Here is a 26399-nt window from a genome sequence, read left to right on the forward strand (position 1 = left end):
GTACATGGTATCAGTCGGCGGCCGATTCTTCCGCAGAGGATCGTTTGTAGTGGTATCGGAGGCTTCCTGCAACTGCCATACCGAATAGGATGCCGACACCGTGCGCCACAATATTTGTCAATCCGCCGCCGGACGTAATATCTGACGGGAGCGAGGCAGTGAATCCGAGGACGCTCACGAGGATCGAAACTAAGAGTACCAAGCTCAGCCGACCGTTTTTATTCCCCCATTCAGATAGTTCGGCGGCCGATGCCACGTATGTGGTTCGCGTACCGGCAAACATACCAAAGAGGATGAGTACGCCCACACTGATGACCACGCTCCGATTAGTCAGTATACCGAACCCCAGCATCAGATACCCGAAGTAGAGTCCCATCGATAGCACGGCAACCGTTTCCTCCTGTTTCTGAGCGAACGTGTGAAGGATAGACATGAGCAGGAATCCGGCTAGAGCACCGACAACTCCGGAGAATCCTCGGTCGTTCTGGATCTCAAAGCTTAGGATTTCATAGAACGCAAGGTAGCTGCTGGCGCTGATGATGAATGGACCGATCGCTAGGATAATACCCAATCCGGCCCAGAATCGACGTTCCTGCTCACAGTAAATCTGAAGGACCCAACAAGGGAAGACCAAGAGTAAGTAGCCACCGAGGTTGCCGATTAGGTGGCCGTCACCTGGTCGATGCTCGTGGACGAGTGCGTTCGTCCAGAAGTTGTAGAGACGGGGATTAGTATGATCAAGAGATAGGGTCTGTTGGAACCGGAGGGAGGTGCCGTAGTAGATGACTGCCAGCATGGTGGGGATTGCCAGGAGAACGGCCATTTTGAGGACGTCCTGATAGGTGACCTGAGGTGTCTCTGGCAGTTCCATTATCCGTCAACAGGATGTCTGTTCGCATAATAGTTGTTGGAAGGTTACAGGTTAGTACCAGGGAGCGCTTGCGCACAATAGTCTAAATTATATTCACAGATGCAAGTTCCAGCAGATCCGTCTATTCTAACCGCGGTTGGTTCTCTTGCAGGTACGATTCGAGTTCATCAAGTGAGTCCGCCACCCCCTGGAAGGTATACCGATAGAGTTCTAGGATATCCGTATTTTCTTCTACATCCAGTTCGTCTAGAGCCTCTGTCCAGCCCGATTGGACTCTATCATGGCTTTCTTCGTTCCGGAAGTAATGGACTGCGTTGATCGGTGCCATCAGTTCTGCAGCACGGTCGGTATCTGCGAGAAACTCATACAAATCAAATATAGCGTTTTTCGTCCCACCAGCATTCTGTCCTGTAATGGCTTCGATCGCACTCTGATTTACCCGTTCAACCAGGACATTATCCAGATCTTGCATGATCTGCAGTAATTCGTTCCGGTCGTTCCGTACCGGGGTAAGCAGGTCCTCGGCGTGATGATCTGACGGAATATCCCGAAAGAGTGGGTCACCGCGGAGCGACTGGAATATGGAATCAGCCTCTCGCATCCCGTTGAGAACGGCTTGAGCGGGAGCGAAGGTATCTACCGGTTCTGCGTACACATAATTCTGCACCATCTCCTCCGGCACCTCTCCTCCAGGAGTCACATTATGTTGATGCCAGTACGAGAGTTCCGTATCTCCGATACTAGTAAGATCATCGACCAGCAACACAAGTTGTTCATTGTCACTACGATAGAGCCGCACCATCCACCGATCTAACCAATCTACTGTCAACCCTTGCTCCGACCACTCCTCCACACTTCCTCTCGGGTCGTTGCGGTATCGTTCCAGTACTGCCGGGTCGAAGTGTATGTAGTCGTGGTCCTCAGGACCGGCGGGCGGACGGCTAATCCCCGTCTCTCGAAAGGCAGACCCATCATCGACGGCTTGTTTTGTGACGGCGTGACCGTTCTGTGTCCGAAAAGAGAGGTGATCCCGGTGTTCGGCCATTTCGGACTCTCTTGACTGAGGAATATCGTCCGGAAGGATTGGGCACGTCCAATAGAACCAGCATGAATGACCTAACCCAGGCATTCGTTCGGGGTGGAATTCGCGTTTAGAGGTGCCATTTGAGACCGGCACTGACACCGACTCATCGATAGAAACGGCGTCGCTCGGCTCAACTGTCCGGCGCTGCATATACGAGAGTACGATCGCCTTCCCGCGTTCTTCCAGATACTCTTTCAAGAATGATGCGCGGACACGTTGTTCCCGGACTGAATGACCGGTCGATTCAGCTGTCAATCCATATTTTGCTCGCCAGATATCCGCGTTAAAACGGACCGCAACATCGTCGGACTCCAACTCCTTGAATTGGCGTTTGTCGGTTTCGACCAAGTTGTGGTACTCAATAAAACCGGTATCGATGAGTGGTGCCTCATATTCGAAATTCATAATGAATCTTGACACTGGAATTCCGTTGATCTCACGCGTCAGGTCTTCTTCCCAGTAGGGCTCCATTGGATCATCTAACGACTCTCGTCGTCGGCCATACCGCATTGGGCGGAATTCGATATCACCCATATCCGTGTCTGGATCGGCATCAAGGATAGGATCTAATTCGTCAACATTGACGAGAAACGCCTGTGTGTCGAAGGCCTGTGTCAATTCACACTCCTGAATCTGTATAGAGGCCCGTCCCCGCTGATAAGGGTGGATCCAGCCGGCGTCAACGGGTGTTTGGTCGAGGTCTCCGAAGGCCAACCACGTCGTTGGATCTGTTCGCGGAGGGTCTTCTGAGATGATCTGGTACATGTTGTGAAAGTAAACTAAAGCAGACTAGTTGATAGTTCCGCTAGCCGCCCATCATATGTCTTAGCCAGAGGAACCCGTCACCAGACTACCCTCGTATGCGGTCTGTACAACGATTCCGTAATTTCCATTGTTGGCCACGCTGCTCTTTGGAGCTTCCCACGCAAATACGGGTGCTGTAACCCTAGTTCAAAAATATCCCTGTATCAGGCGCTATAACGAGCGTATTCGATATTTCACGTATCGTCTCTTCTATCGTTGGGACTGGTTGGCCCCCTCTGTTCGCGTTCTATATAGGGTCTGGATCGGCTATGAGCCAGAGTTTTAAAAGTGGGTAGATTCTCAACCTGTTCGGGTCGAACCAATGCAAGAAACAAACGCAAGCGTCCGAGTACAGAAACTCGACGAAGCAAAAGACATCATCGTAGAGTTAGAAGAACAGAAAGGAATGGAATTAGGCGGACCGCGAGGTGCGTTGTTCCGTGCTGGTAGCACTGTGGATTCCGGGCAGGCCTACATAGGGCATATGGAGAAGGCGATGGGACAAACAGCGGGGCTGGCTATCGAAGGCGGGTACGACTATGTCGCGTCAGAAGCTGCTCAGATCATCCGAGATCTCCAAGCAAGCCAGGCGAACGACGACTAAGCGGTCGGTTCATTTACAGGCGATTGGCTGGGGTCGAATAAATCTTCGACACGCGTGATAATCCATCACATCGATTACAGGCACAAGGAAAACTCGGACTGCGAGGTTTAGACGGCTCGCAGAAACCGAACGTTAGGTAGGAACTTCCACGGTAAGCGCCTCGTCGGTGGGCGACCAGGTATGCTTGTTCTGCTCAGCGAGACCAACGTTTTGGAGGCGACTCAGAATCGAACCTACCTCGTTTCGCTCTGTACCGTTCGAATTTGGTTCTTTGAACGGTGAATCGGGAAGTTCGCACACATCCCCGTGGATGACACGACGAACCGCGCCGCCGGTGTTCTGTCGGAGTGCCTTGAGGACGAACTGTTCCTCCGCCGTCAGCTGGTCAATGGCGTCTGCAGGCTCTTCAACGCCGCCAAGACGTGTCTCAGGGGTCTCCCATTCTTCGAGAACGAACTCGATTATCGCCTCCTCACGGTCCTCGATATTTTCGACGGACCACTCGTCGTAGTTGTCCTGGATGTCCCACTGAACCCAGAGCTTCGACTTTACGTACCCTTCGTCGCGCTTTGTCTCGAACGCAGCGTTCCCCCATTTCGAGTTCCACGATCTGCTTGCCAACGTGAGGTTCCCGAGGCGGTGAATATATGCGTCGTACCGAGCTTCGGGACTTGGATAGTCGTCGGCATCCTGGATCGGGAGTTCGTCAGGGCTCTGTGGCCAGATGTGTTCGACTGTGTATTCGTTGCTCATTGCTTCCGAGAGCGTTGGTCCCCCACGTTCACCCTTCTCGTCAGCTCGGTGTGCGTTGTAGAAGTAGAAGAGGTACCGGAGATCCTGTGAGCTTGCTTTCGAGTAGAGGTCTGCAGCGGACAAGGACCGTCGGAACTGGGAGTCGTCCTCGTATCGATTCATCAGGGAGACGACTTTGCTTACCCAGACATCGGCAGGGCTGTCCTTGCTGAGGTTCCGAGTGCGGACGTAGAGGCTGGATTCACCAGTGTGGCTTCGATGGTTGCCAATGGAGTAGACGCGGAAGATGTACGTCTCAATGGCGTTCAGGAGCTCCTGTCTTCCGTCCTCATCGAGGGTCGGCCAGGCTTTGAGGAGCAATGGGTAGAACTTCGTCGCATGACGCAGGCGATGTATCCGCTGGACAAGCGTCGAGATGTCGTCGTCGCCAGTACGGTCGAGTACTTTCGCTAACGCGTTGAACCCGCGCTCCAAGCTGTTGGTGTAGTCGCGGATGTATTCCAAGCACGCTTGAGGGTCTTCCCTTCGAAGCGTGCGGACGTGTTCTTTCAGTTCGGTGAGGAATGCGGGATCGCTGTACTCGTCGGAGTTCGACCAGTCGAAGTATGAGATGAAGTGGTACCGCTGGACCGCATCGTCGCTGATGTCGGTGACGTACGGTGACTCCAGCATTGTCTGGTGATCGTTGTACATCTCTCCGAAGGACTGCCGGATGCGGCGAATGGTGGCTTGGGCCTCACCTTCGTTGTCAGCAGCGAGGTAGGCCATCCGCATCAGGAAGGACTTCGTCTTGTCGAACGTTGAGAGTGACCGGCCGCGGTCGTTGACGCTGTCGAAGATGAGTGTCGCCTTCTCCGGGTTGGCTGCGTCAACGACGTACACCATCAGTTCGAGTTCGAGGATGGTCTCCCAGAGCTGTTTGAGTTCGGTGGCGACGTCTACTGGATTAACATCAGGGGACGCAGTGAGAGCATCGAGTTGCTCGTCGAAGTATTCCTTCGCCTCGATCATCTTCCGCTGGGACGGGCGCTCCGGTTCGTGAACGTCGTGCCCGGTAAGCAGCCATTCGAGATACTTGTTGTCCTCCTCGTCAAGTAATTGGAGCTGGTAGATGTTGTCCTCAATGAGAAGCGTCTCGCGCATCTCTTCGACGTCACCGAGTATCTCGGCCTCGTGATCCGTCTCCGGTGCGATCTCTTCTAGACACTCCGTCATTGAGCGCACCAGCAGTGCAAGTGAGGTGAGGCGCTGTTGGCCATCGATAAGGAGGTTGATCGGTTTCTCTCTGGACGAGCCGTATCCACCAGTACTCCCGCCGCTTTCCGTTTCGTCCGTCTTCTGGATGATGATCGTCCCGAAGTAGTGCTGTTTGTCCGGCGGTAGCGTGTAGAGGTCAGTCCACAGGTCGTCCCACTCCGGCTCGGTCCACGAGTAGTACCGCTGATATTCCGGAACGTGGAACACCCCTGCTGTCGTCAGTTCTTCTAACGATTTCTTTCCCGATTCCATACACCTGATTGCTCAGAGAAGGCAGAAAGTTCCTGTGGGAATCACGCTACTGGAGTTGAAACATCCTCAACAGAGTTTTCGGCAGTGCATATGACGGATACATATGGCTCAGGTCGAATGGACGTTCTCGGACGAGGAGATAGGCAACGTTCTTGAGATAATCGCCAACCAAGAAGACGATCCATTTGTGCAGAAACGACGGGAACAGAACGTGTCCAAAGCCGATATCGAAATCACTCCGGATCAGTTCTGGGATGCGCATCTCGCAGCACTACTCACCTCCCAGCAGCGCTCGGGACCGGACAGTCACGTCTCCAAATTTCTGAAGAACAAAATTCAGACGGTGAGTCTCGATCAGTGTCGGGATGTCGATGACGTCAGCGGATTCGTTTCTGAGACGCTCGAAGAACACGGAGGGATTCGGTACTACAACAACATCGGTGACGCCTGTGAGACGAATCTCGAACGTCTGGACTCTGGCGGGTGGGACGAACTGTGGAGTGAACTGGAGCTGTTACGGGAGGCACGAACGCGAGAGCCGAAAGCCGGTGATCCGGGGACGGAGCGTGAAGCAGCGACTTACCTGTCCGAACGACTCGCTGGTGATGGACTCCACAGAGTGGGATCGAAGCAAGCGCGGAACGTCCTCCAGATTCTCGGTCTAACGAGGTTCGAGATTCCACTCGACTCTCGTATCACGAAATGGCTGAACAAGAACTTCGATCTTCCCTACCACATTTCCGGGTCAGGACTCAGCACGCCGGAGTATTACCACTTCATCATGGACATCGTTCAAGACGGCTGTGCAACAGCCGATGTGCTCCCCTGTGTCTTCGACGCCGCAGTGTTCTCAAGCTACGATACGAACTGGACAGAGAGTGATGCCGATGCGATCTTCTAAGAGGCATTATACGACACCGTTGCCGATCACCGCGGCTGCAGAACTCCGCACCTAGATTACGCAGCGGAGGTGACGCTCACAGACGAACAAGCCGGACGACATGCTGTGGTGGGATTTTGCTCACAGACTGGATCGACAATAGCACGAAGTATTACGGCTGACGAGACAACCTATGCTTCTCTCTCAGTTCTGGCTACAGTATTCATGAATATGTTCCATAATATCGACAATCTTGGATGGGTGTTCCACGTCATCTAATCTCCCCATCTTAAGCCCTATGTTCGGTTTAGTCACACTGGGACAGTCTTGGAGATTCCGCGCGCAACCAGTTTGAATGGTGTCAACGATTTTTCCACTCGGTTTTTCCGCCTCGTCTACTGACTGGAAATGGACTTCATCCCAGTCATTGCCATCCGCACGTGGCCAATGTTCTTCAGCGAGTCGGGCTAAGTCGTCCTTCTCCCACGTGTCTTCAAGTTCCTTGTCACCGATCCAGACGAGTTCTGGCTCCGAACCTCCGACTTCATACATATCTTCAAGATGGTCTTCAAGAGTATCCTCAGAATAGGTCCGCTCTTTCGCGTCGGAATCCAGGATAACGAACGTTCGTGCTCGCCCACTGTCCTGAAGGCGCTCAAGGGTTTTTACGATATGGCCACACCCCTGACTATCCCAGACTTGAACGCCATCCTCTACGAGGGTGCTACCGGTGACTTGGTGGTATAATTCTTCGATATATTTGTGTTCAGTTGCTCCCTCTACGACAATCATCGCCCGTTCAAGATAGACCCAGCTAGCAGAAAGACCCAGGCCTGCCATGATGTTGCCCATGAAATCCTCAGCCTCTGCTTCGTCCTTTGAAACTAGCGGCGCTCGCTCGTCGTTGGTATCCACTTCTTCAGGGAGATATACTACTTCGTGTAAGGGAGTCCCATCGACCATAATCAAACTATGAGTCGAGACGATACACTGGGAGAGATAACTATCTTCATCTGAGATGTCGCTCCGGAGAAGATTGATCAGCCTCCGTTGGACGTCAAAATGGAGGCGATGGTCCGGTTCGTCCATCGTCCGGATGACGGATTCTTTTCCTTCGTTGGCCTCTGCGCTCCATTCAAGCATCGAGAGGGCCGAACGGGCATTAGTTCCGCCACCCAGTTCTTGAAGCGGAATCTGTTCACCATCTCGGCGAAGCACGATATTGGAGAGATCTGCCCCGTTGACAAAACTCCAATCAGGATCTACTGTGATCTGGTCCAGACCGGGGAGGTATCGCTCCATCCTGTCGGAAAGGCTTTCGAGTCGTTCGTTAAGCGCATCCGTCGCCTGTTCTTCAATTTCGACAAGCTCGTCAACTCCCGTTTTTTCACCATCCTCATCCTCGGCATAGAGGAACGATTTGGTTTCTTGACGGAGTAGTTTTGAGAGTAACTTGATTGGACTGTCTACATCCTCGGTATCGATTTGCTCACTGGCTGGAGCTAAACGACCGAATTCTCTGGTTCCGCAAGAGATCCAATCAAGACAGGTGTCTTCGGGATTTTCGAGGATCTCAGCCTTCAATTCTTCAAACTGTTCTTCCCGCTCATCAGCGTTGCTTCCTGGCTCAATATCGTAATCCTCCAAAATCTCCTTTTCGCCATCCGCATAATAATCCCATTCGTGGAGCCGTTCATCTTCCGGAACCCGCTCTCGGAGATAGTGGTCTGGAGACTCCAGATAAACATCCTCTTCTGAATCCCCAGTCACTTCCCATTCGATCTTCAGCCCTGCAGCATCGCCCTCCTCAAGATTGGCACGATCTGCCAGATCGTCCGGCGGGTTTTCAATGATCGCCTCGATTGAGGCGTCGGGTGCTCTTCCGGTGTCTCGTGTCACATCACGCCGGATCTGCTTAATGTCTAGACTCGAATGATCGCATACAGTCTGTAATGCCTCCAAGAGAGTGGTTTTTCCGGCGTCGTTAGGGCCCACTAAGAGTGTGAACGGGGTTAGCTGGAGTGTTAAGTCCTCAAATTTCCCGATGTTCTCAACCGAGAGTCGTGAAACGTGAGTCCGTCCATCACTCACAGCTCCGCCCTCTCGATTCGAAAATCTTGGCTACGGACTAAATTGACACGCATTATTTGACCTGATCGTATCGGTATTTATCTTCGATATTCCGATGGAAGTATTTCCCGTGCGAACCGGCGTTCATGAGTTCCTGGTGAATGCGCTGGGGGACATCAAAATACTGGTAGACTCTTCCACCGTGGAACTCAATCTCTAGAACCTGATTCGACTCGTCGTACCCTACACTGCTGAGGTTACTTGAGGAGACGGGGACCCGATTCATACTGCATTATGTGGCAGAATAGTCATTTAGTTCTATCCATTAAATGACGATTCGTCTAGCCTCAGTTGCTGTGTTGGGTGAGGCAGTAGGGGAGTCCTTTGACTTCGACGGCTTCGACGTCTGGGGCTTTGATGACGGCTTGGCCTTTGCCGTATTTTTGGAGGTCTTGTTCGTAGCCGCGGGGGATAGAGGGGACTTTGGTGATGACTTCTTCGCGGAGACCGAGGAAGATGTTGGTGTTGGTTTGTTTGAGGATGTCACCGTCGATGTCTTCGGGGTTTTGGGTGATCATGAAGAGGCCGAGTTTGTCTTTGCGGCCTTGTTTGACGGCGTCACGAGCGCGGTTGACGATGTATTGTTCCCGGAGAGTGTTGGGGTCGGAGACGTAGTTGTGGGCTTCGTCAACGGCGACGAGGAGTGGAGTGTCTTTGACGTTGGGATCGACGTTGTAGTCGTCGATTTTGTTGTCGATGATGTAGGAAAGGATGGAGAGGACGGTGAGTTCTTCTTTTGCCCCGTGGAGGTGACTGGTTGGGATGACAGTGACTTGGCCTTCGCGGAACACGGCGTTTGACACGTCGGGGAGGGGGTTTGTGCCGTGGTCGAAGACGTCGCGGTAGGCGGCGTCGGTGACGCGACGCATGATTGCGCTCCACGTACCGTCCTCGATATTGTACCGCTGACGAAGAGGACTCTCTGAATCCTCGTTAGTGCGGAGGTACTGGAGGAAGTTGTCGTACGTCGGCGCATCAGTATCGTCAAAGTAGGCTTGGATACAGTTTTCGAGGGCTCCGCGTGTGACTTCCGTCGGTGTGTACGGCATGAGGAGTTGCGGGCGGTGTTCAACGAGGGAGAACGGGATCGTCAGGTTCCGGCTTTCTCCGGTTGTCGGTGCGTTGGTGTTCCCGATGTCCGGGATGAATGTCTCGAAGTTATCGATACCGCCAACCTCGATACCTTGCCGTTCGAGTCGCTGAACGAGTTCGTCCTCGTCACGAAGTTCGGGGTTGCCGTTCCGCATTTCGGAGTACTCGTTTTCGGGATCGAGGATGACGAGGTTGAGGCGGCTGTGTTCGGTGTCGCCGGTCTGGTGGTTCTCTATCGGGTACCGCTTGTCCGTGGCGAACTGTCGGAGTAGGTTCTTCGTGAAGTGTGTCTTGCCCTTCCCGGTGGAGCCGGCAACGAGAGTGTGCCGGAAGATCGCGGGTTCGCCAGATTCTATTTCCTCAGTAACGGGGTCGATGCCGGGGTTGTTGATGAAGTAGGGGAGCGGGTCGCCGTCAACGGTCATGCGGTCACCGCCAACGGAGAGGTAGCCGGCGAACACACCGTCTTGTGGGATGTTGAGGCCGGTGCGGAGATACTCCTCGTCAAGGGAGAACGCGACAGGCGTGTTGGGTTTCGGGATTTTGTTGACGATGCTGCGTTCGAGTCCGTCATCGGTTGAGGAGATGATGGCGATGGGTTCGAGTTCGGCGACGAGGACGAACTCTGTCTCGTCGAGGGCGTGGACTGACGCGATCCGGTTGTGGGTGTCCGATTTGTCGTCGAGTTCCGTGTAGGGTTCGTATCGGAGCCCATCGACGACGGCGAACAGTTCGTCAGCTTGCTCGGTTGGGTCTGACCCAGGGTATGGGATTTGGACGTAATCGCCGACGCGGACGTCATCACGGCAGTCGGTTTTCACGAACGCGTTGACGGTATACTCGCTACGCGTGACGTGGATTTCTTCACTGGCAACGACGTGTCCGAGTTCGTCCTCGTCGGCGTCAGTCAGCGAGTTCGGAACCGTCGTTTCTGGGACGGTGGTCTGATCGTCCGTCTCCCTGTCTGTAGTGTCCGTCTCGTTATCGGTGGGTTCGTCGGTGCCGGTGTCGGCACTCGTTGATTCGTCGTTACTGACGGGATCGCGGTCGAGGATGTCGTCTGTGTTGTCGCTCATTATTGGAGTTGGGTGTCGGGTGCTTGTTCGATGTCGTTCCAGCGGCCGTCCCAGTTGTAGTCGTGGGCGTAGTCGGCGGTCGTGAGGAAGTCCCGGATTGTGTCCCGGTTGTCACGGCTGATCCGGGCGATCCGGTCGGCGCGCCCGACGGCCTGTGGGACGTCCTGGGTCTGCGCAATCTCTTTCAGGACTTTGTACTGGATCTGGTTGCGGGTCTGTTCGTCGTTGATCATGAGCCGCGGTGTTTCCACGCGGAGTACGTCACCGGTTTTCGGGAGTCGGACGTAGAAGAACGCTCGTCGGTAGTCTTCGGGGTCTCCGTGTGATAGGTTGTCGCTGTACGGTTCTAGGAGTTCGAACGATTGGCCGTCAACAGGGGCTTGCTTGTGGACAAACCATGACGTGTACGTGAGGTGTTCGAGGCTGTCGTCGCGTAACACTTCGGCGACGAACTGATGGTCGCGTGTCCACGGGACATCGAGCTGCCCACCGTGGTCGTTCGTCACGTGATTCGCGGCGAGTTTCGCGTCCAGGGCATCGAGGAGTTGACTGATCGTGGAGGTCTTCACGACGCCGATGACTGGATACCCGTGTTCGTACTGGGTGTCGATGACGTCGATATAGTTCCGAATGATCTCGTCGGGCTTGTTCCATGCGCCGGCGGGTGTAGTGCGGCCGACTTGGTCAAGAAGAACCCAGTAGAGGATGCCAAGCGGGTAGACTGCACCGTCGATGAACAGTAAGCCATCAAGATCGTCAACGTGAGTCGCGGCGTGAGTACTCTCTGCAAGGCCTTGCGCGGCGCTGGCAACTGACTTTGAGAGAGTCGCAGAGCGATCTGTCGGTGGGAACTGCACGACTTCGCCGGTGACGCGATCGGCTTCGAACTGTTCGGCGTGGAGCGTGCTTTCGCTGTCTGCGAGGTACACGACCGTTTCGACAGTGCCGGTCTCCTCGATTCGCTTATCGGTGTCAGCGCCGGCGACGCCGAGCTTGGCGTACGCGGTGTCCACGATGAGTCCGTTGTTGAACTCCAACGGGCGAGTGGTGCTGGCATCGAGCCCATAGGTCGGTGTCCCCCACGGGTCGCCGGTCCACGTGCCGAGTTCGTCGATCCGCGTCTTCTGGTAGGTCGGGTCACCGAGTGTGGTGACGCGTCCACCGTCCTGTGAGAGGTGCTCGAAGAGCCGGCGGGCGTAGTTGGCTTGTGGGGTGACATCGCGCGGAATGTTCGTGTCGATGTGGTCGAAGATGTCTTCGACGATGCTGAGTGCGTTCGTGTCCATCAATCAGCCCCCGCGGTACGCATCGTGATCTGACTCGTGTTGTCCGACTCGTCGATGGTCACGTGGCATTCGTGATCGGCCCCGTGGATGAGGGCTTCATCGTGGGAGACAACGATGATCTGCGGGACATCCCACTCCTTGATGGTCGTCAGCATTTGTTCGAGTTGCCCGACGTGTCCTTCGTCCAGAAACGTCGTCGGCTCGTCAAGAATGAACGGTGGGAGTTGCCCGCGGTTCCCACCGTGCAGTTCGGCGATGAGTTTGTAGATCCCGGCGCGTAGCGCGAGGTTCACGATTGCGCGCTCGCCGCCGCTCGCGTTGCTCGGGTCTTCGGTTGTCCCGTCGTCACGGAGCAGCCGAATGTCGTACTCGTAGCTGTCTCGCCGGTCGTCGTACGTCTCCTCGATGATGACCTGCTGGTAGCTACTGTTCTTGTATATCTCTTTGAAGATGTCGTTCGTGTACTCGTTGATGTAGGCGAGGTACTGCTCGCGGAGATCGGATTTCGTGCTTTCGTAGACCGAGATGACCGCATCAAGTTCGTCGTAAACCTCCTTTGCCCACTGCTCTTTGTCCTCATACAGTTCGATCTGCGCCTTCGTCTCACGCAATGATTCAAGCTCCGCTTCGAGCCGTGTGCGCTCGTCACGTGTCTCCTGTAGGTCCTGTTGGTACTCGTCACGCGTCTCCTGGCGCTGCTCAATCCGAGTGTTGACGCGCTCCAGGTCCTCACGCAGGTCTTCGACGTCTTCGTCGCCGAGTTGCTCCTCGATGTCTTCCTTTTCGTCTTGGAGGCGAGCGATCTGACCGTTCAGGTCGTCAATCCGATCACGAGCGTGCTGGATGGCTTGCTGTTCTTGCTCAATCGTCGTCCGTAACTCCCTGATCGTATCGTACTTCCCAACCGCGTCTTCAACGGTTTCCTGAACAGCTTCGACGTCTTCGACGCGCTCCTCGGCAGCTTCAAGCGCGGCCTCACAGTCGCCAACGACAGTCTCCTGTTCTTCAATATCGTCTTCCAGTCCCTCGATTTCCTCTTCAACGTCCGCGAGATCGTCGTTGATGTCCTCGATGTCTCTCTCGATATCGCTAATCTCGTCTTCGAGATTGGCCACCGTTTCTTGCTGGTCAGCCACCTGCTCGAACGCGTCTAAGACATCTTCCCCAGTCTCGATGGCGTCGTTGACCTCAGAGAGTTCCGCATCGAGCCTTCCTTCCTGCTCTTCGAGGTCATCGATGTTTGCCTCTAAGTCTGCGATAGTGGATTCGTGGTCCTGGATAGTGTCCTCCAACTCCTCAATACGGGACTGCAGCTCGTCCGCGTCGTCACGAAGGGATTCCACCTCGTCTCGTACCGTTGCCAGCGTCTCGTCACGATAGGTGATCGTGTCCAGCAAGCCCTCACGGAACGCCTGCAACTCATCTTTCCGTGACTGCAGGCCCGCCTCAGTCTTTTGGGAGTCTTCCACAGCCTCCTGTACAGCGGCAATCGAAGCTTCCAACTCCTCAACCTCACTCTCGATGTGTGCGTCCTCAACAGTCTTCCCACACTTCGGGCACTTATCCTGCTCACCGAGTTCCTTGATCTCCGCGAGGTCCTCTTCGTAACGCTGCTTGTCGTTTCGATGTTCAGCGATGGCGTTCCCGATGTCGTTCAGGTCCGCATTGGTGTCCTCAATGAGTTCCGGGACCACCGTGTCACGAAGCTCGTCTAAGTTCTCAGCTGTGACCTCCACATCGAACTCGGAGGCTTGGTCCGCGAGCGTCTCGACACGTCCTTCGAACTCCGCTTCGGCAGCCGTAAGATCATCTTCAGCAGTTGCCAGTTCGGACTGCACCGTTCCGAGGTCGGACTCTGCTTCCTCGAAGTCATCAGTTGCCGTCTCCAGTTCCGCACGCGCTGTTTCGAGGTCCTCTTCGGCACGGTTGCGCTTCGTCGTGACTTCCCGCTTGGTCGCGGTTACGTCTTCTCGCTCGTCGCGGAGCTCTGCAAGCCGCGCCTCGACCGCCTCCTCGTGGTCATCTGTGACCTCGTCCCCATCAGCAACCGCGGGGAGGAACGCAGCCACGCTCTCGTTCCGCTCAGCCGTGAGCGATTCGCGTTCTGCTTCCGCGTCGGTGAGACGGTCAGTAGCGTCGTCGAAATCCGACTGCAGGTCGTCACGCTTCTCTATGAGATCCTCACGCTCGGTCTTGGCCTCAGAGAGGTCGTCTTCGAGGCGGTCCAGTTCTTGCTGGGCGTTCTGAAGGTCGTTCTCGCAATCGTTGCGTTCCGTTGTCGCCTCTAAGAAGGATTCCTGCACGGCCTCGTTCGCGTCCGCTGCGCTCTCTTCAGAATTCAGGTCGTACTCGACCTCTGTATCGAGGGCTTCGATGTCACTTTCGAGCGTGCCGATCTCGTCCTGTGCCTCCTCGATGGTGGTCTCACTCTTGTCGATGTTGGACTGTTGATCAGCCCGCTTCGATCTTGTCTCCTTGATCCGTTCTTGCTTCTCGTCCTTGCGTTCCCGCAGGTCTTCGTGGTCCTCGATGTCGCTCTTGATGCTGGTTCGGTGGTTTTTCAGCTCGTCAATGAACTCCTCGATTTCCTCGATGTCTGCTTCCAGGTTGGCGATGTCGTCGGTGAGCGAGTGGATCTCGTCTTCGTACTCAGATTCCGTTTTTCCGATGTTATCGAGGTCCTCTTGGTAGTTCTCCCGACTCGTTTTGTTCTGGTCTTGGACGCGACCGGCACCGCGGCGTGCCGCCTTCATCCGTTCGATGTGCTCGTCAAGTTCATCTAATCCGAGGAGGCTGTCGATCATCTCCGCGCGATCACCTGCTTCGATGAGACGGTCGATTTCGCCTTGCTTGACGTAGACAGAGCTGGAGAAGTCGTCTTCATCCATCCCAAGTAACCCAATCACCTCTTCCCGGACGTCTTCGATACCGGTTACTGGATCCGAGAACGACTCGGAGTCCAACGTCGCACTGTTCTGGGTACTCGTCGTGTACAACTCCCAGGTCACCGTGAACTCTGTCCCGTCAATCTCGAAGACCAGTTCTACGACACCCTTGTCTTCACCGCGCCGGACTAAATCATCGAGATTGAAATCGTTCGTTCCGACGTTCCGAATCTTCGAGAGGAACAGCCCGCCGAAGATCCCCATCAAGAGGGAGGTTTTCCCGGCACCGTTGTCGCCTCGAATGAGGATAGTTCCATCGGGGAATTCGACTGTTTGATCCTCGTAACTCCGGATATTCTGCAGCGTAAGTGCCTTGATCTTCATTCTTCGCTCACCTCCGTGTCCGCCTCATCGAGATCGGGCTTAGTGTCACGCTCGTCGAAGGCGTCCGCTTGGGCGTCCTTGATCAGTGCTTCCATGGTGTCGTCGATAGCTGTCTGTGCGAGATCGTCGTCTGTCCGAACTCGTGCTTCGACATCAGTAGCGATGTCACTCAGATTCTGGTCGGCAAGCTTCTCCTCGATGAGTTTATCGGCGCTCTGGATGTCTCCTTGCGGCCCACCATCCAGATCGAGTTGTCTGCGGCCGCGACTGTCATCCACCTTGCAGACCGCCGCACCCTTGTCTATCGCTATGTCGTACACGTCGCTTGATGTGACGGGTGTCCGCTCACCAGTGAGCGTCACAATGGCGACTTTGCCATCAAGCTGATGCCGGTCAAGTTCATCGCGGGCGTACCCGTGACTATCATTGTCATCGAATTCGATACGGATCGACTCGAACTCCCGGGTGTCGATTTCGAGTTCCCGTCGTTCAAGATCTCCGTCTTCAATTTCGAGGAGGGAGACGGTTCGGGGTTCGATTTCGTCTGTCGCACAGCGCTCGGTTGACCCGGCATACCACGCTGGAACGTCATCGACGATGCGGCTCTCAGTCTTGTGGTAGTCCCCGAGCGCGAGCGCGTCAATGTCGATACCCACCCGTTCAAGAACCTCGGTCAGGTCGTGGTCTGCGTAGAACTCGGGCACAAGTGGCTCGAAGAGTTGGTGCATGCCCAGCAATCGGAATGCGTCAGGGTTCGGTGGCTCTTCGAGTGTGAAGTCTGCTGCGTGCCAGGCGGGTTTGGTGACGGCGTCGATCCCGTAGAGGGCGACGTCATCGTTCACCATCGTCGGTGTCTGGTCAAGACGCTGTGCAGTTCCTGTCTCGCGGATGAGATCGAGCCACTGTTGATCCATTTTCCGGTCGTGGTTCCCGACAATCCCGTAGAACGGGATATCCTCATCAGCGAGTTCTCTGAGGATCTCGATACAGTCTGTGACGATAGGGAGTGACGGCGTTCGGCGATGGAACAGATCGCCTGTATGAATGACTGCATCGACGTTCTCTTCGAGTGCTTGGTCAATGGCGGCCTCGAAAGCGCGTGTGAAGTCGTCCCTGCGAGTGTCGCTTCCGTATTGTCGATTTCCGAGATGCGTATCACTTAGATGGAGGATCTTGGTCATTGGTATCCGAATTACTGTAACCTGACAGCGGAGGGTACAATAACGTATGGCAACCAAGGTGAAAGTAAAGAGTTGCTGAATCTGACATAGAACGGACGGTACCGGTGCCGCTTCTCTTTCTGATCTGAGGGACGAGAATTGTTCCAGTACGTCTTTGTCCGGGGGTTGAAACAGAATCGAATATGTATGTCACGACGTATTTTGAAGAGGGAGAGCACCACCACAATCGGAAACCGCATCTGGTATTCGTACTCGCTAATGCAGAATCGCATGGACTCAGACGTATTGAGCCTGAGCCGTATACGTGCGAGTGTGGCGCGGAATTGACCCCAGAGGCGCTTGATGCCGGTGACGAGGGGAAAGCTTCGTGGCCGAACTGTAAATCGTGGCGCAACGGTGGACAGAAGCGTTGTCCAGAGTGCGGTGAATACCCGTCTATCGGTCGGGAACAACATATTCGAGCGCGTGGGTATTGTCCCACACCCAAGGATGAAATCAAGCAGGTGACGGCCAAACAGCGTGAGGATGCGATGGAGAAGACGGAAGGTCGATGCTTGACCTGCGGTGAGGAGGCGTCGTATGTTGTCCGAATGGTTTCACCTCGATACGGTGGCTCCAGAGAGCTGGAGAATCTCGCGCCGCTATGTGATCATCACTATGAGGACTACGGACACATGTTCGCCGACATCCTCGTCCCGCCAGAATGGAACAAAATCCACGGTGCGGAGTGGCGAACGCTCGCCACGGAGCTCAGAGATCAGTTCGATGAGATGGATGTGGACGGGATGGTAGAAACGCTGAACCAAGTACTGGCCGCAGACCAGGAGGAAGAATGGGACGACCCGTTCCTATACCTTGACCATCAGTGATCCAGTATTACGGAACTTCATTTACGACATCGCGTAGGTCATCTGGACTTGACCAGGCGAAGCACTGGTCGTGAAGTTCGAAAAGACGGAACTCGTTGAGGTGAACCCAGCTGTATGAGACAGGTGCCAGTTCGCTGTCCTCTCGATTCTCTAATCGGTCAATGACATCGGGCGTTGTGAGGCTAATATCGTTCTTGTTCGCTGTGGCGATGAGCGAGTCCAGCTCTTCTTTGGTAGCCGCTTCGTCAAGATCGTCGCTGAAGTAGATCGTCGCGGCAGCCGCGATGACATCTGCTTCCGTGTCGAGGTTCTGTTCGGTCATCCACGCGTAGTCCCGCGGCAGCACGTATGATTTATCGAAGTATGGTGTCGTACTGATTTTCCCGAGTTCGGTGACTTCGCCCCCAGCATCCTGTTCATACACAGCGACGATGGTATCAGCATGCGCGGCGAGGAGAGTGAATCGGATACGGAAGATGGGGAGCCGGTCGATATCCAACTCGGAAAGATCGGCCATCAGGAACGGGTACGTACCAAGGCGCTTGTCCAGTTCGTTCTGGACGATGCGGAGCCGTCGAAGATATGGGTCGCGGTAGCTGCCGAGGATAAAATACGAGTCTTCAGGAGTGTGGAGGTGCGGAAGTTCTCGGTTGGCGAACCCCAGTATGTCCGATGTTTCGTGCGGTTCTAATTCGAGACCCTGGAGCGCATCGTTCACGCTCTCCATGATCTCCGCTGCATCCGGAGGCGGGCCGGGGTCAGCCATGCTGTGTGCTCCTTGGGGAGTGAATAAATAGGTTGCTAACTAGTATGGCTAATACGCTGATTAACCACATCAGTTGACCCAAAGTATTATTCGCGTCGCCGAGGTACTCTCAGGTGAGACTATGAGTGATGCGCCTGCCGCGGAGGGTGGCGGCCCGTTTGAAGAACAGCGGCAAATCTACGACCTTCTCTCCCAGGAGACGCGACACTTGATTCTGCAGTTCATCCTTGGCCACCCAGAGCATCTCCCCTCACTCGATGAGTTGGCGTACATGATGCCGAAGAACAAGGCCGCAATCCGGGATCAGTTGGAAGTTCTCAGTGACGACGATATCATCGACTGTTATCGGTACCCGCCGAATGAGGACGCGCGCGATCTCCCCAGTCAGTTCTACGGCCTGACTGAATACGGTGTGGAGATTCTCTACGAGTACAATTATCTCCGTGGGCTCCCCGTCGCGCGTGCGCTCTACGATAACACCCGCCTGTCGGAGAAAGCCCAGCGGCACCGTGATGCGCCGCGTCCAGAACTTCCAGACACAGTCAGAGGTGCGCTCACGATTGACGAGGAAGACGACGCTGATTTCGACCGTTTGGAGCAGTATATCCGGGAACGAAAGGGGAACACGCACAGCGTCGCCGATCAGGTAACCGTCGCAAAAGCGTTCTACAACGCGGGGATCGGTCCCGAAAAAGGTGGGATCAAGCGAACGGAACTGCTTGACTCGCTTGATATCGATATTGAGTACCAGCCGCGAACAGTGCTGAATCACCTTGTCGATGCTGGAGTGCTTGCCCAGACCGCACCCCCTGGACCGGATGTCTTTGCGATTAGCGAGCGGCTTGATGATATCGTGAACGGGCAGGTGACTGAGGAAGCGGAAGCGAATCTGGACGCGCTGGTCGCGCATATTGACGACGAACTCCAGGTTACGGCGCTTTCTGAAGACGCTGCAGAGCGGGACGGCCCGCAGGCCCGGGTGTCAGCACCGTCTGTCGCCGTCGCTGACGGTGCTGGGCGGACAATCCGAAGTATCCTCGCAGCGGAGTTCGGTATCGAACCCGAGCAAGTCATCAACTTTCTCCGGTCCGGTGACCCATTGGACCGACTCAATACGGCTGTCGAAGCGATTGAGTCCTCTGAAGAGGTCACGAAATCGGAAGACTACGGGCAGATCGTGTTTGTCAACCCAGCGTATCGCTATCGCTTGACCGAGCAGGCGATAGAGTTCGTGTAGTCTCCGACGAAAGCCGGGCAGATAATTGAGGGAGCTAGTCCCCGAACAACCGGGATAGGAATCCTCCGGAGTCGTCCGTATCCGACTCGTTTTCCGTGGTGGCTGACTGCTCGGTGTCCGTGCCGGTTTCGGCTGCCCCGTTCAACAGGTCGGGGACAGAGTATCCGATCCACTCTGCGAATTCTTCAGGTGCGCCGATGTAGACGCTCGTGGAGGATTTCTCGGACATGAATCGTTTGGGGAGACGTTTCTCGTAGTCGTACACCTCGTATTCTTCGCGGTCGAAGTCAGCTGTGATGGCATTCGGCTCCGATTCGAACGTGACACGGCCGCCCTGAATGTCGCGCTGCCACTTCAACCGCCCTGTGTCGTACGTCTTCTCGGCTGGCTCATCGGCGGGGAAGTACTCGGGCTGCTCTCGACCGGCTTCGTTGTAGAATTCGCGGACAATCCGGCGGACGTCTTCGATCGTGCCGTTCCCGTCTGTCCACGGTTGTTCGGTGAGCATGCGGCGGGCCACGTAACTGAAGATCGGGTTTTGCCGTTCCAGCACGCCCGACAGGTCTTCTTGTGCTATGCGGAACCCTGGATCTTCCGGGTTGGAGGGGAAGGAGACGTCCATGCTCAGGATTTTCATTCGGTTTCGGAACTCGGATTTTGGGAGTGCGTCGTTGGTCGTGAAGATAAGGCACGGCTGATCGACGCTGGTGGGCGTCCAGTCCCCCCAGTAGTTTCGGATCGGGCTCCATCGCTGGATCTTCTCTTTCTCCGCGTCGATGATGGCGTAGGGGAAGCACGTGTCCCACTCGCGGACGCCGCGGACTTCCTTGACGCCGACGTCGTCTGCGTCTACCCCGGAGATGACCGTGTTGTCGGAGACGAGTCGCAGGATGTACTCGGTGAGTTTGTCCTTCCCCGCGTCGCTCTTCCCTTCGATATAGAGGTGCTGCAGGACGTTGTCCAGCGTCCGTGACGGTGACGACAGTGCCTCGGCGTACTGGTTGGCGAACGGGGCCCAGAACCCGTAGAGGAACGCCTCGTACATCTGCGCCATCACTGCGGTCTCGGATTGCGTGTGACCGTGGTTCTGGACGGTCTCGATGTAGTCTTCGATGGTTTTGAGGCAATGATCCAGGACTTCGGGGGTCGGCTCGTCGGTGGCGACGAGAATCATCTCGTCGTCCTCACCGATCACGACTTGCTCTGCCTCTGGGAGGACGGACATCGTCGGGATGGACGTCGATTCCTTGACCTGGTTGTTGTACGCGCTCAGCGGCGCGGTGATGCTGTGGTCCTCAACGGTCGCGCCACGGTCGCGGAGCCCGGCCCCGAACTCGTCGGCAGTGTCTTTGTCCACCTTGCTGGTTCCCATCCGTATCTTCTCGTCGGGCGCACGAACCCGCGGCCGGTCGAGTCCATCCGTCAACCCCGTCTCGTGATCTGACTCAACGAGTCCGACATCCGGAGACTCGTCCTCGTCCGGAGCATTGGGTGAGTCGTCCTCGTCCGAGGAGTCCTCTGGTTCGATGACGTTGCGGTCGGCGTTCTCAGGGTCTTCGACAAACGCGACTGTCTCCTCGGCCTCCTCAGGGTCGTCAACGACGGCGGTAACCTGATCAGCGACGTCTTTCAGGTCCTCGACGGCGTCCTGATTCAGGGCAGCATTGTCGCTCACGTCAAGGTCACCCGCACCAACCCAGTACTCGATACGGTTCTCCCGCTCTTCCGCTGAATCGGCCTCCTCCAGTGCTTCAACAAGCCCTTCGAGGAGTGTCTGGTCGCTGTACCCGTCACGGTACTCGTCGATGAACCGCTCGAACTCCTCGTCCAGTTCGGTCCCGACATCGGTCGTAATGACGGAGATCTGGTTCGTGTGGTACTCCCAAGAGTTCCGTGAGAGGTTCGCTGACCCTTGGACGAGCTTCACCGTGTCGTCCGGCATCACGATTCGGTAAATCTTCGAGTGGACTGTCTTCCGGTTCTTCAATCGAATCGTGAGTCGGTCGTCCTGTCGCAGTCGCACGAGCGACCTCGCTGTCGATACTTCGCTCACCTGGTCAGCGTAGTCTTCGGCGTTCCCGATGAGTACGTCCAGTGAACCAATGTCGTACTCGGTCAGCATCTTCACCATCAGATCGGGCGTTTCCGCGTACGTCACGGCATCCACGTGACGAGCGCCTGCGAACAGATCAAGAAAGTCAGCGCGCTCTTTCACCATCGCCAGACGGTATTCTGCAGCACCGGAGCCGTAGAATTCCGGCATATCTGCGAATCGGTCGAACGAGATATTCGCTGTCAGTTCGTCCATACACACGGCAGCAGTCTGAAACGAATAAAACCGTGCCGCAGGGCGGTAGTAGAATATACGTAGCCGACACTTGGTGACACTTCGACAGCGATGAACGAGACGGACATATTCCCCCGTCCGGAGACGAGGAAATCCCACGGCACTACACCGCTGGATTGGATTGTTAATACGTAGGTTGGTTCTGGTCGCGTTCCGTCCATGATCGCTATCAGTACCTCGATATCGGATCTCCGCTGGGAGTACTAACGTTCGGCAGAATGTACGTACACACGTACTTGTGGACGTACACATGGATGTACACAAGTACGTACCCAGAGACGTACTGCCGAACGCTTGCCATCCTCATCCCAGTGCCGTCGTTGAGGGATTCGAAAGCACCGAGTTAGTTGGACGAGGGGTGAACAGTATCCCCTTCTCGGTCAAGAATTTCCTTTTCGACGAGACGATCGATCCCAGCAGACACCGCCTCCTCGTCGCCAACGGAGAGCTCTCGGACGTTCGAAAGAACACGTTCGCTGATCGCGCGTGGACTCCGGAGCCCCTCATCGACCGCTTCCAAGATACCATACTCGACCTCGAATTCGGTTGCGAACTCCGACACGCGATCCGTAAACGAGGATGGCAGCCCGGAAAGCGACTGTACAGCCACCTCGATAGTAAACAACGGGTGAGATTGATTACGGATATGCGTCGCTTCAATTGACCCCGTATTGAACGGGCGCTGTTCCTCAATCTCGTTGAGGATCACTTCGTAGGCAAGTCCACGCTGCGCGTACGTCCGCATATCCTCAATGTCGCGCCGTCTGCCAGCCCCTAAGTCACCGCCGGACACTGCCTTCAACAAGAACAAATCCTCATCAGCGAGCACGTACGCCGTTGCATACTCCCCTGTCCAGAACTCGTCCGCCCGGTCGTGCATGCTCTCTGTGATCCAGACTTTCCCGACAACCTGTTGTTCGAACAAGTCAACCCGAAACCCGCGGTCGGGATGGTGGAGCTCAACCGTTTTTCCAACCCCTTCGAATGAAGCGGTCGGCTCACCCGTCACCTGAAACCCTTGTTCTCGAAGGGCGTGGTAGACGTGTTCGAATTCGGTTGGCACGCCGAGGGCCAAGTCGATATCTTCGGTTTGGTCTTTCAGCCCGCGAACTGTCATTGCAGACCCGCCAAGGAGGTACACGTCCACCGATTCTGAGAGCCACTCGTCAAATTCGGCAAGAAACGTCTTGATGGCCTCTTCGCCACTAAAGACGGTCATTTATGCGACTCCATACTGGTCTTTCAGCGCCGCGTATTCTTGAGCCCCCGGCAAGGGACTTCCCGCCTCCATCTCATCGGCGGCGTCGGTGCCTTCGTCTATAAGACGATACATCCGGGGTATCATTGAGTCCAGACCGTACCAGGTCGCAGTCTCGGTGAGTGTTTCCTGTTCGATTCGTTCCTGTTCGATGAGCAGCATCGCGTAGCTCACGCGTCGGGAGTCAGTGTTGAGGACGAGCGTATGGCAAACGATGTCTGCAAGAGTGAGATCGTCGTCTGGCGCGTACCAGAAAGCGGGTTCCCCTGCAAGGAAGAACTGCAGGCCGTACGCCTGGAATTCCGCTAACCCAGTCACATCCCAGTCGTCGGCGTTCTGGAGTTTCTCCGTGTCTTCGGAGGTTTGTACTTGGACGAGCGCGCGTTTCGGGTCATACCACGCAATTGTGGCACTGGGCGCGAGTCGCCGAACACGGTTGCGGTGGCCATGCCTGACGACGGTGTTGGCGAATTCGAGTAAGGGGTGAAGGTCGTCGGCGAGTGCGTACTCTGGGCCGGCGGGAGCGAGCATCGCTCGGTTCTTCAACGGGGATAACGCCTTGTGGACAGCCTGTCGCGTAATTCCTAATCGGTCAGCGATCGTGGTGATGCGGCGTGGTTCATCAAGGTACCAGCAGACCTGTATCGTGGCCGGTGAGAGGAGGTCCGCCCAGTCCACGTGCCCGAGGTTCGATGTCAGGTCCCGGTACGCTTCGACAATCGGATCATCAGAGGCGCGCAGGACACGCTGATTGTGCTGCGCTCTGGACTCGTCCAGTACCCCTTTGTCGAGTAAGTCGTCAACGACGCGGTAGACCTGCTTGCGACTATACCCGGTTTCTGCGGCCAGCTCTTGTGCGGTTGCGTCCGCCCCGGAACTTAGCACGTCTAGAATAGCGAGCCCGGCCTTCGTAAGCATCCTTGTAAACTATATTGTCTTAACAGTTAAAAGAGTTTCCGCATTTTAGTTTACAACCAGCCTCTATACCGTCGGAATCCCCCGGGTGAAGGATTGTGACTTCCATCCTCTTCTCAGTTGGAACACAGACGAGAATCCGCGCGGGACGCGAAGAGTACCGAGTCGAGTTTAACGAATTGGTCGTGAGGAAATCTGAGGGGGTCGCCCACGCACCGCTCCGTGGGCATTTGAACCGTGAGTATGATGCCGCCTCCCCGATTTGAACGGGGGACAGCTCGATCTTCAGTCGAGTGCTCTCCCAGTCTGAGCTAAGGCGGCGCGCACTCCAACGTGAGGGGGACCCAGAAAAAAGGATTTCGAATGACGGCCGCCGATTTTCACAGTGGATGGAAATTCATTTATATCGTTATCCGAGAAGCAACGCAGGCAGATGCGGACACACACGACGCGACTCACAGGAGTCGTCGCTGCATTGGTCGTCCTCTCCGCATTCGCGGGCTGCTCCGCTCTGGGTGGGGGCAGTGGGTCCGGCTGTGGACCTGGGGACTCGAAAATAGAGAATCTCGAACCGGGAACCACCGGCGTCTCGGTCGAAGGTGAAGTCGTCGAAACGAGCCAAGTGTCGTTCGCGATCGACGACGGGACTGGCAAGGCATTCATCATGCCAGCGTCAGGCTCACACGCTGTCGAAGAGGGTGACTGCGTCACTATCGACGGCCGAGCCCAATCGGGTGGCATGGGCGGACCCGCCGATATCAGTATCATCGGTCAGAACGTCACGAGCGCCTAACTGGGCGCATCCCGATACCGGTTTTTCACTGCAGTTCGACGCCGTCCTCCAGCGCGACGCCCGTCAGCAGATACTCCGCCGACTTTCTGGTCGTCGCCATCGGCGTGTCGTGGACGTCACAGATCCGCAACAACGCCGAGATGTCCGGCTCGTGTGGCTGTGCCGTGAGGGGATCTCGCAGGAAGATGATCCCATCGAGTTTATCGTCGGCGACTTCCGCCCCGATCTGGAGGTCCCCACCCAGCGGGCCGGACTGCTTGCGGTCGACGTCGATCCCCACCTCGTCCTCGATTCGCTTGCCGGTGGTCCCGGTCGTCACGATCTCGATGTCCTGCAGGTAGGACTGGTGCTCGCTCGCGAAGTCGATCATCTCTGGTTTCTCGTCGTCGTGGGCGATCAACGCGATCCGAGTCATACTCCGTACCTCTCGCCCCAACGAAAAAGCGTTTTCGCGGCTCAGGGCGAGACAGTCACGGATCCGTCGGCAGAAACTGTCACCTCGATTTCTTCGACAGTAAACGTGAGCGTGTCCGCCTCGGAATCGCCAGCGAGGAGTTCGTGCAATCGCTCGAAATCGACGTGCTCGCCCAGCGGTTCGACGTCCTCACGCGAGAGATCGGTCGAATCGAGAACCTCGGCGACAATCACTTCGTCCGCTGGCTCGGGCGCAAGCCACCCCTCTGTCTCGCTTTCGGCCGCGTCCTCGCGTATCAGATAGAAAGAACGCTCCCGTGGATTTCGACGTCTGGGCTTTCCCGAGGGTAAATTTCCTTTCGAGATGGAAACAACGCAACTGCCGGCCCATCGGTTGAGACGGATGTGACTCGTGTCACTATTCGACCCCGGAAGGTGCACTACTGACGAGATGATCGTCACTGTACGTGTAGAGTCCTCAAGAACGGGGTATGGAATCCCCGAATCCACATCGGTGTTGAGGGTGGCCGGTGAGAGTCATGTCAGAGGCACGTCATCCGGTTTCTCCCAACACCATTTCAACTGTACTCAAGATGTCCATAAAGTGATGTGACCTGTATATTCAAGCGTTTATATGTGGGCAAGGCGACCGAATGGATCGACGGACGGCAAATGTCTTCAGACTCGATTCACTCCGGTTCTCGATGGATGTTCTCGCCCTGATACGAACCAGTGTACGTACTATCGTGGCTCGCACGCGCGAGCACCAGTTGCGCGATTCGAGCCCCTCTTTCGATTTCGATGTCGTGATGCACTTCGAGCAATCCCTCACCGCGGCCCTCGTAGCCGGCGTCCCAGACGGCCGTATCGAGCATGCACGAATTTCGCAGCAACGACGACCGAGGATACAGGAACCCCACGTGATCTTCGGGAATCCTGATCTGGTCAGCGTAGCGGACGACGTATCCACCCGGTTCGAGCGCGAAGACGTCGTTCGCTGCGTCGACTTCCTTCCGGTCACCGATGGTCTTCCCGTCGGTACTGATTCGCCCCGGCGAGACTTGCTCGAACACTGCATCGAGCGTCAGGTCGACGCCGTTGGGCTGGACTTGCGCTGGCTGGACGTCTTCGAGGTGCTCGGCCACGAATCGGCCACTCCGGAACATGCTCCTACAGGGCACAGGCGACGACAAAACCCTGCTGATCGCAGAGCCAACGTTCATCGTCAATACCTATCAACTAACAAAACCGCAAGACGTGG

General features: G+C 55.8%; 21 protein-coding genes and 1 tRNA gene. 5 read left to right on the forward strand and 17 right to left on the reverse strand.

The window, feature by feature from the left end; genetic code table 11:
- Positions 1-10: 10 nt before the first annotated feature.
- Complete coding sequence (locus DV733_RS01245; RefSeq protein WP_049993371.1) at positions 11-871, reverse strand: hypothetical protein; 861 nt, start codon at positions 869-871, stop codon at positions 11-13.
- A gap of 121 nt (positions 872-992) precedes the next feature.
- A complete protein-coding gene (locus tag DV733_RS01250) occupies positions 993-2720 on the reverse strand; it encodes a hypothetical protein (protein WP_049993372.1) in 1728 nt (575 codons plus the stop codon).
- Positions 2721-3081: 361 nt separating this feature from the next.
- On the opposite strand from DV733_RS01250, the gene DV733_RS01255 reads away from it, so the two are divergent.
- Entirely contained in the window at positions 3082-3363 is a 282-nt protein-coding gene (locus DV733_RS01255; protein ID WP_049993373.1) for a hypothetical protein, read from the forward strand.
- A gap of 132 nt (positions 3364-3495) precedes the next feature.
- Here the strand turns inward: DV733_RS01255 and DV733_RS01260 are convergent, their stop codons facing one another.
- Positions 3496-5625 (reverse strand): DUF262 domain-containing protein, encoded by a 2130-nt coding sequence (locus DV733_RS01260; protein WP_049993374.1) that lies wholly within the window; start codon positions 5623-5625, stop codon positions 3496-3498.
- A gap of 103 nt (positions 5626-5728) precedes the next feature.
- Here DV733_RS01260 and DV733_RS01265 point away from each other — a divergent pair, with 103 nt between their 5' ends.
- A complete protein-coding gene (locus tag DV733_RS01265) occupies positions 5729-6526 on the forward strand; it encodes a hypothetical protein (protein WP_049993375.1) in 798 nt (265 codons plus the stop codon).
- Between the two features lie 183 nt (positions 6527-6709).
- On the opposite strand, the gene DV733_RS01270 is transcribed toward DV733_RS01265, so the two are convergent.
- The 6 genes from DV733_RS01270 to DV733_RS01295 all read right to left on the reverse strand — a co-directional run bounded on the left by DV733_RS01270 (position 6710) and on the right by DV733_RS01295 (position 16539).
- A complete protein-coding gene (locus DV733_RS01270) occupies positions 6710-8596 on the reverse strand; it encodes an ATP-dependent nuclease (protein WP_079979396.1) in 1887 nt (628 codons plus the stop codon).
- Positions 8597-8648: 52 nt separating this feature from the next.
- Positions 8649-8861, reverse strand: coding sequence for a KTSC domain-containing protein (locus tag DV733_RS17840; protein WP_049993378.1), 213 nt, complete (start codon positions 8859-8861; stop codon positions 8649-8651).
- Between the two features lie 61 nt (positions 8862-8922).
- Positions 8923-10803 (reverse strand): ATP-binding protein, encoded by a 1881-nt coding sequence (locus DV733_RS01280; protein WP_049993379.1) that lies wholly within the window; start codon positions 10801-10803, stop codon positions 8923-8925.
- Positions 10803-12089: a DNA double-strand break repair nuclease NurA gene (locus DV733_RS01285; protein ID WP_049993380.1), complete on the reverse strand. Its 1287-nt coding sequence runs from the start codon at positions 12087-12089 to the stop codon at positions 10803-10805. Before DV733_RS01285 ends, DV733_RS01280 begins: the two co-directional genes overlap by 1 nt.
- The gene (locus tag DV733_RS01290; protein WP_049993381.1) at positions 12089-15358 is read right to left on the reverse strand and encodes an AAA family ATPase; all 3270 of its coding nucleotides are present in this window, start codon (positions 15356-15358) and stop codon (positions 12089-12091) included. The genes DV733_RS01285 and DV733_RS01290 overlap by 1 nt, the downstream gene beginning before the upstream one ends.
- Positions 15355-16539 (reverse strand): DNA repair exonuclease, encoded by a 1185-nt coding sequence (locus DV733_RS01295; protein WP_049993382.1) that lies wholly within the window; start codon positions 16537-16539, stop codon positions 15355-15357. Before DV733_RS01295 ends, DV733_RS01290 begins: the two co-directional genes overlap by 4 nt.
- A 182-nt stretch (positions 16540-16721) precedes the next feature.
- Between DV733_RS01295 and DV733_RS01300 the strand changes: the two genes are divergently transcribed.
- Positions 16722-17408 carry a hypothetical protein gene (locus DV733_RS01300; RefSeq protein ID WP_136342258.1) on the forward strand — a complete coding sequence of 229 codons (687 nt, stop codon included), beginning with the start codon at positions 16722-16724 and terminating at the stop codon, positions 17406-17408.
- Between the two features lie 7 nt (positions 17409-17415).
- On the opposite strand, the gene DV733_RS01305 is transcribed toward DV733_RS01300, so the two are convergent.
- Entirely contained in the window at positions 17416-18174 is a 759-nt protein-coding gene (locus DV733_RS01305) for a hypothetical protein (protein WP_079979397.1), read from the reverse strand.
- A 121-nt stretch (positions 18175-18295) separates the two neighbouring features.
- On the opposite strand from DV733_RS01305, the gene DV733_RS01310 reads away from it, so the two are divergent.
- The gene (locus tag DV733_RS01310; protein ID WP_049993384.1) at positions 18296-19411 is read left to right on the forward strand and encodes a hypothetical protein; all 1116 of its coding nucleotides are present in this window, start codon (positions 18296-18298) and stop codon (positions 19409-19411) included.
- Between the two features lie 34 nt (positions 19412-19445).
- Here DV733_RS01310 and DV733_RS01315 read toward each other — a convergent pair whose 3' ends face one another.
- From DV733_RS01315 to DV733_RS01330, 4 genes are all read right to left on the reverse strand, one after another.
- Positions 19446-21719: a phospholipase D-like domain-containing protein gene (locus DV733_RS01315; protein ID WP_049993385.1), complete on the reverse strand. Its 2274-nt coding sequence runs from the start codon at positions 21717-21719 to the stop codon at positions 19446-19448.
- A 382-nt stretch (positions 21720-22101) separates the two neighbouring features.
- On the reverse strand, positions 22102-22977 hold the full coding sequence (locus tag DV733_RS01320; protein ID WP_049993386.1) for a hypothetical protein: 876 nt from the start codon (positions 22975-22977) through the stop codon (positions 22102-22104).
- Positions 22978-23934, reverse strand: a complete 957-nt coding sequence (locus DV733_RS01325; protein ID WP_049993387.1) for a winged helix-turn-helix transcriptional regulator — start codon at positions 23932-23934, stop codon at positions 22978-22980. It lies immediately after the preceding gene.
- Between the two features lie 244 nt (positions 23935-24178).
- Positions 24179-24252, reverse strand: a tRNA-Phe gene (locus DV733_RS01330).
- A 112-nt stretch (positions 24253-24364) separates the two neighbouring features.
- Between DV733_RS01330 and DV733_RS01335 the strand changes: the two genes are divergently transcribed.
- Positions 24365-24724 (forward strand): single stranded DNA-binding domain-containing protein, encoded by a 360-nt coding sequence (locus tag DV733_RS01335; protein ID WP_049993388.1) that lies wholly within the window; start codon positions 24365-24367, stop codon positions 24722-24724.
- A 25-nt stretch (positions 24725-24749) separates the two neighbouring features.
- Here the strand turns inward: DV733_RS01335 and DV733_RS01340 are convergent, their stop codons facing one another.
- The 3 genes from DV733_RS01340 to DV733_RS01350 form a co-directional block, all read right to left on the reverse strand.
- Positions 24750-25139: a methylglyoxal synthase gene (locus DV733_RS01340; protein WP_049993389.1), complete on the reverse strand. Its 390-nt coding sequence runs from the start codon at positions 25137-25139 to the stop codon at positions 24750-24752.
- A 41-nt stretch (positions 25140-25180) separates the two neighbouring features.
- Positions 25181-25372: a HalOD1 output domain-containing protein gene (locus DV733_RS01345; protein WP_049993390.1), complete on the reverse strand. Its 192-nt coding sequence runs from the start codon at positions 25370-25372 to the stop codon at positions 25181-25183.
- Positions 25373-25827: 455 nt separating this feature from the next.
- Positions 25828-26304 carry a deoxyuridine 5'-triphosphate nucleotidohydrolase gene (locus DV733_RS01350; protein WP_049993391.1) on the reverse strand — a complete coding sequence of 159 codons (477 nt, stop codon included), beginning with the start codon at positions 26302-26304 and terminating at the stop codon, positions 25828-25830.
- Between the last annotated feature and the right edge of the window lie 95 nt (positions 26305-26399).

Origin of the sequence: Halapricum salinum, from assembly GCF_004799665.1 — an archaeon.
GTDB classification, from domain to species: domain Archaea; phylum Halobacteriota; class Halobacteria; order Halobacteriales; family Haloarculaceae; genus Halapricum; species Halapricum salinum.

What these genes read in the sequence shown, in the direction of transcription:
- DV733_RS01300 (WP_136342258.1), top strand. Translation starts at nt 16,722, where the DNA reads ATGTATGTCACGACGTATTTTGAAGAGGGAGAGCACCACCACAATCGG.
- DV733_RS01335 (WP_049993388.1), top strand. Translation starts at nt 24,365, where the DNA reads ATGCGGACACACACGACGCGACTCACAGGAGTCGTCGCTGCATTGGTC.
- DV733_RS01290 (WP_049993381.1), bottom strand. Translation starts at nt 15,358, where the DNA reads ATGAAGATCAAGGCACTTACGCTGCAGAATATCCGGAGTTACGAGGAT.
- DV733_RS01305 (WP_079979397.1), bottom strand. Translation starts at nt 18,174, where the DNA reads ATGGCTGACCCCGGCCCGCCTCCGGATGCAGCGGAGATCATGGAGAGC.
- DV733_RS01280 (WP_049993379.1), bottom strand. Translation starts at nt 10,803, where the DNA reads ATGAGCGACAACACAGACGACATCCTCGACCGCGATCCCGTCAGTAAC.
- DV733_RS01250 (WP_049993372.1), bottom strand. Translation starts at nt 2,720, where the DNA reads ATGTACCAGATCATCTCAGAAGACCCTCCGCGAACAGATCCAACGACG.
- DV733_RS01350 (WP_049993391.1), bottom strand. Translation starts at nt 26,304, where the DNA reads ATGTTCCGGAGTGGCCGATTCGTGGCCGAGCACCTCGAAGACGTCCAG.
- DV733_RS01320 (WP_049993386.1), bottom strand. Translation starts at nt 22,977, where the DNA reads ATGACCGTCTTTAGTGGCGAAGAGGCCATCAAGACGTTTCTTGCCGAA.
- DV733_RS17840 (WP_049993378.1), bottom strand. Translation starts at nt 8,861, where the DNA reads ATGAATCGGGTCCCCGTCTCCTCAAGTAACCTCAGCAGTGTAGGGTAC.
- DV733_RS01325 (WP_049993387.1), bottom strand. Translation starts at nt 23,934, where the DNA reads ATGCTTACGAAGGCCGGGCTCGCTATTCTAGACGTGCTAAGTTCCGGG.
- DV733_RS01255 (WP_049993373.1), top strand. Translation starts at nt 3,082, where the DNA reads ATGCAAGAAACAAACGCAAGCGTCCGAGTACAGAAACTCGACGAAGCA.
- DV733_RS01265 (WP_049993375.1), top strand. Translation starts at nt 5,729, where the DNA reads ATGGCTCAGGTCGAATGGACGTTCTCGGACGAGGAGATAGGCAACGTT.
- DV733_RS01315 (WP_049993385.1), bottom strand. Translation starts at nt 21,719, where the DNA reads ATGGACGAACTGACAGCGAATATCTCGTTCGACCGATTCGCAGATATG.
- DV733_RS01285 (WP_049993380.1), bottom strand. Translation starts at nt 12,089, where the DNA reads ATGGACACGAACGCACTCAGCATCGTCGAAGACATCTTCGACCACATC.
- DV733_RS01340 (WP_049993389.1), bottom strand. Translation starts at nt 25,139, where the DNA reads ATGACTCGGATCGCGTTGATCGCCCACGACGACGAGAAACCAGAGATG.
- DV733_RS01310 (WP_049993384.1), top strand. Translation starts at nt 18,296, where the DNA reads ATGAGTGATGCGCCTGCCGCGGAGGGTGGCGGCCCGTTTGAAGAACAG.
- DV733_RS01245 (WP_049993371.1), bottom strand. Translation starts at nt 871, where the DNA reads ATGGAACTGCCAGAGACACCTCAGGTCACCTATCAGGACGTCCTCAAA.
- DV733_RS01295 (WP_049993382.1), bottom strand. Translation starts at nt 16,539, where the DNA reads ATGACCAAGATCCTCCATCTAAGTGATACGCATCTCGGAAATCGACAA.
- DV733_RS01260 (WP_049993374.1), bottom strand. Translation starts at nt 5,625, where the DNA reads ATGGAATCGGGAAAGAAATCGTTAGAAGAACTGACGACAGCAGGGGTG.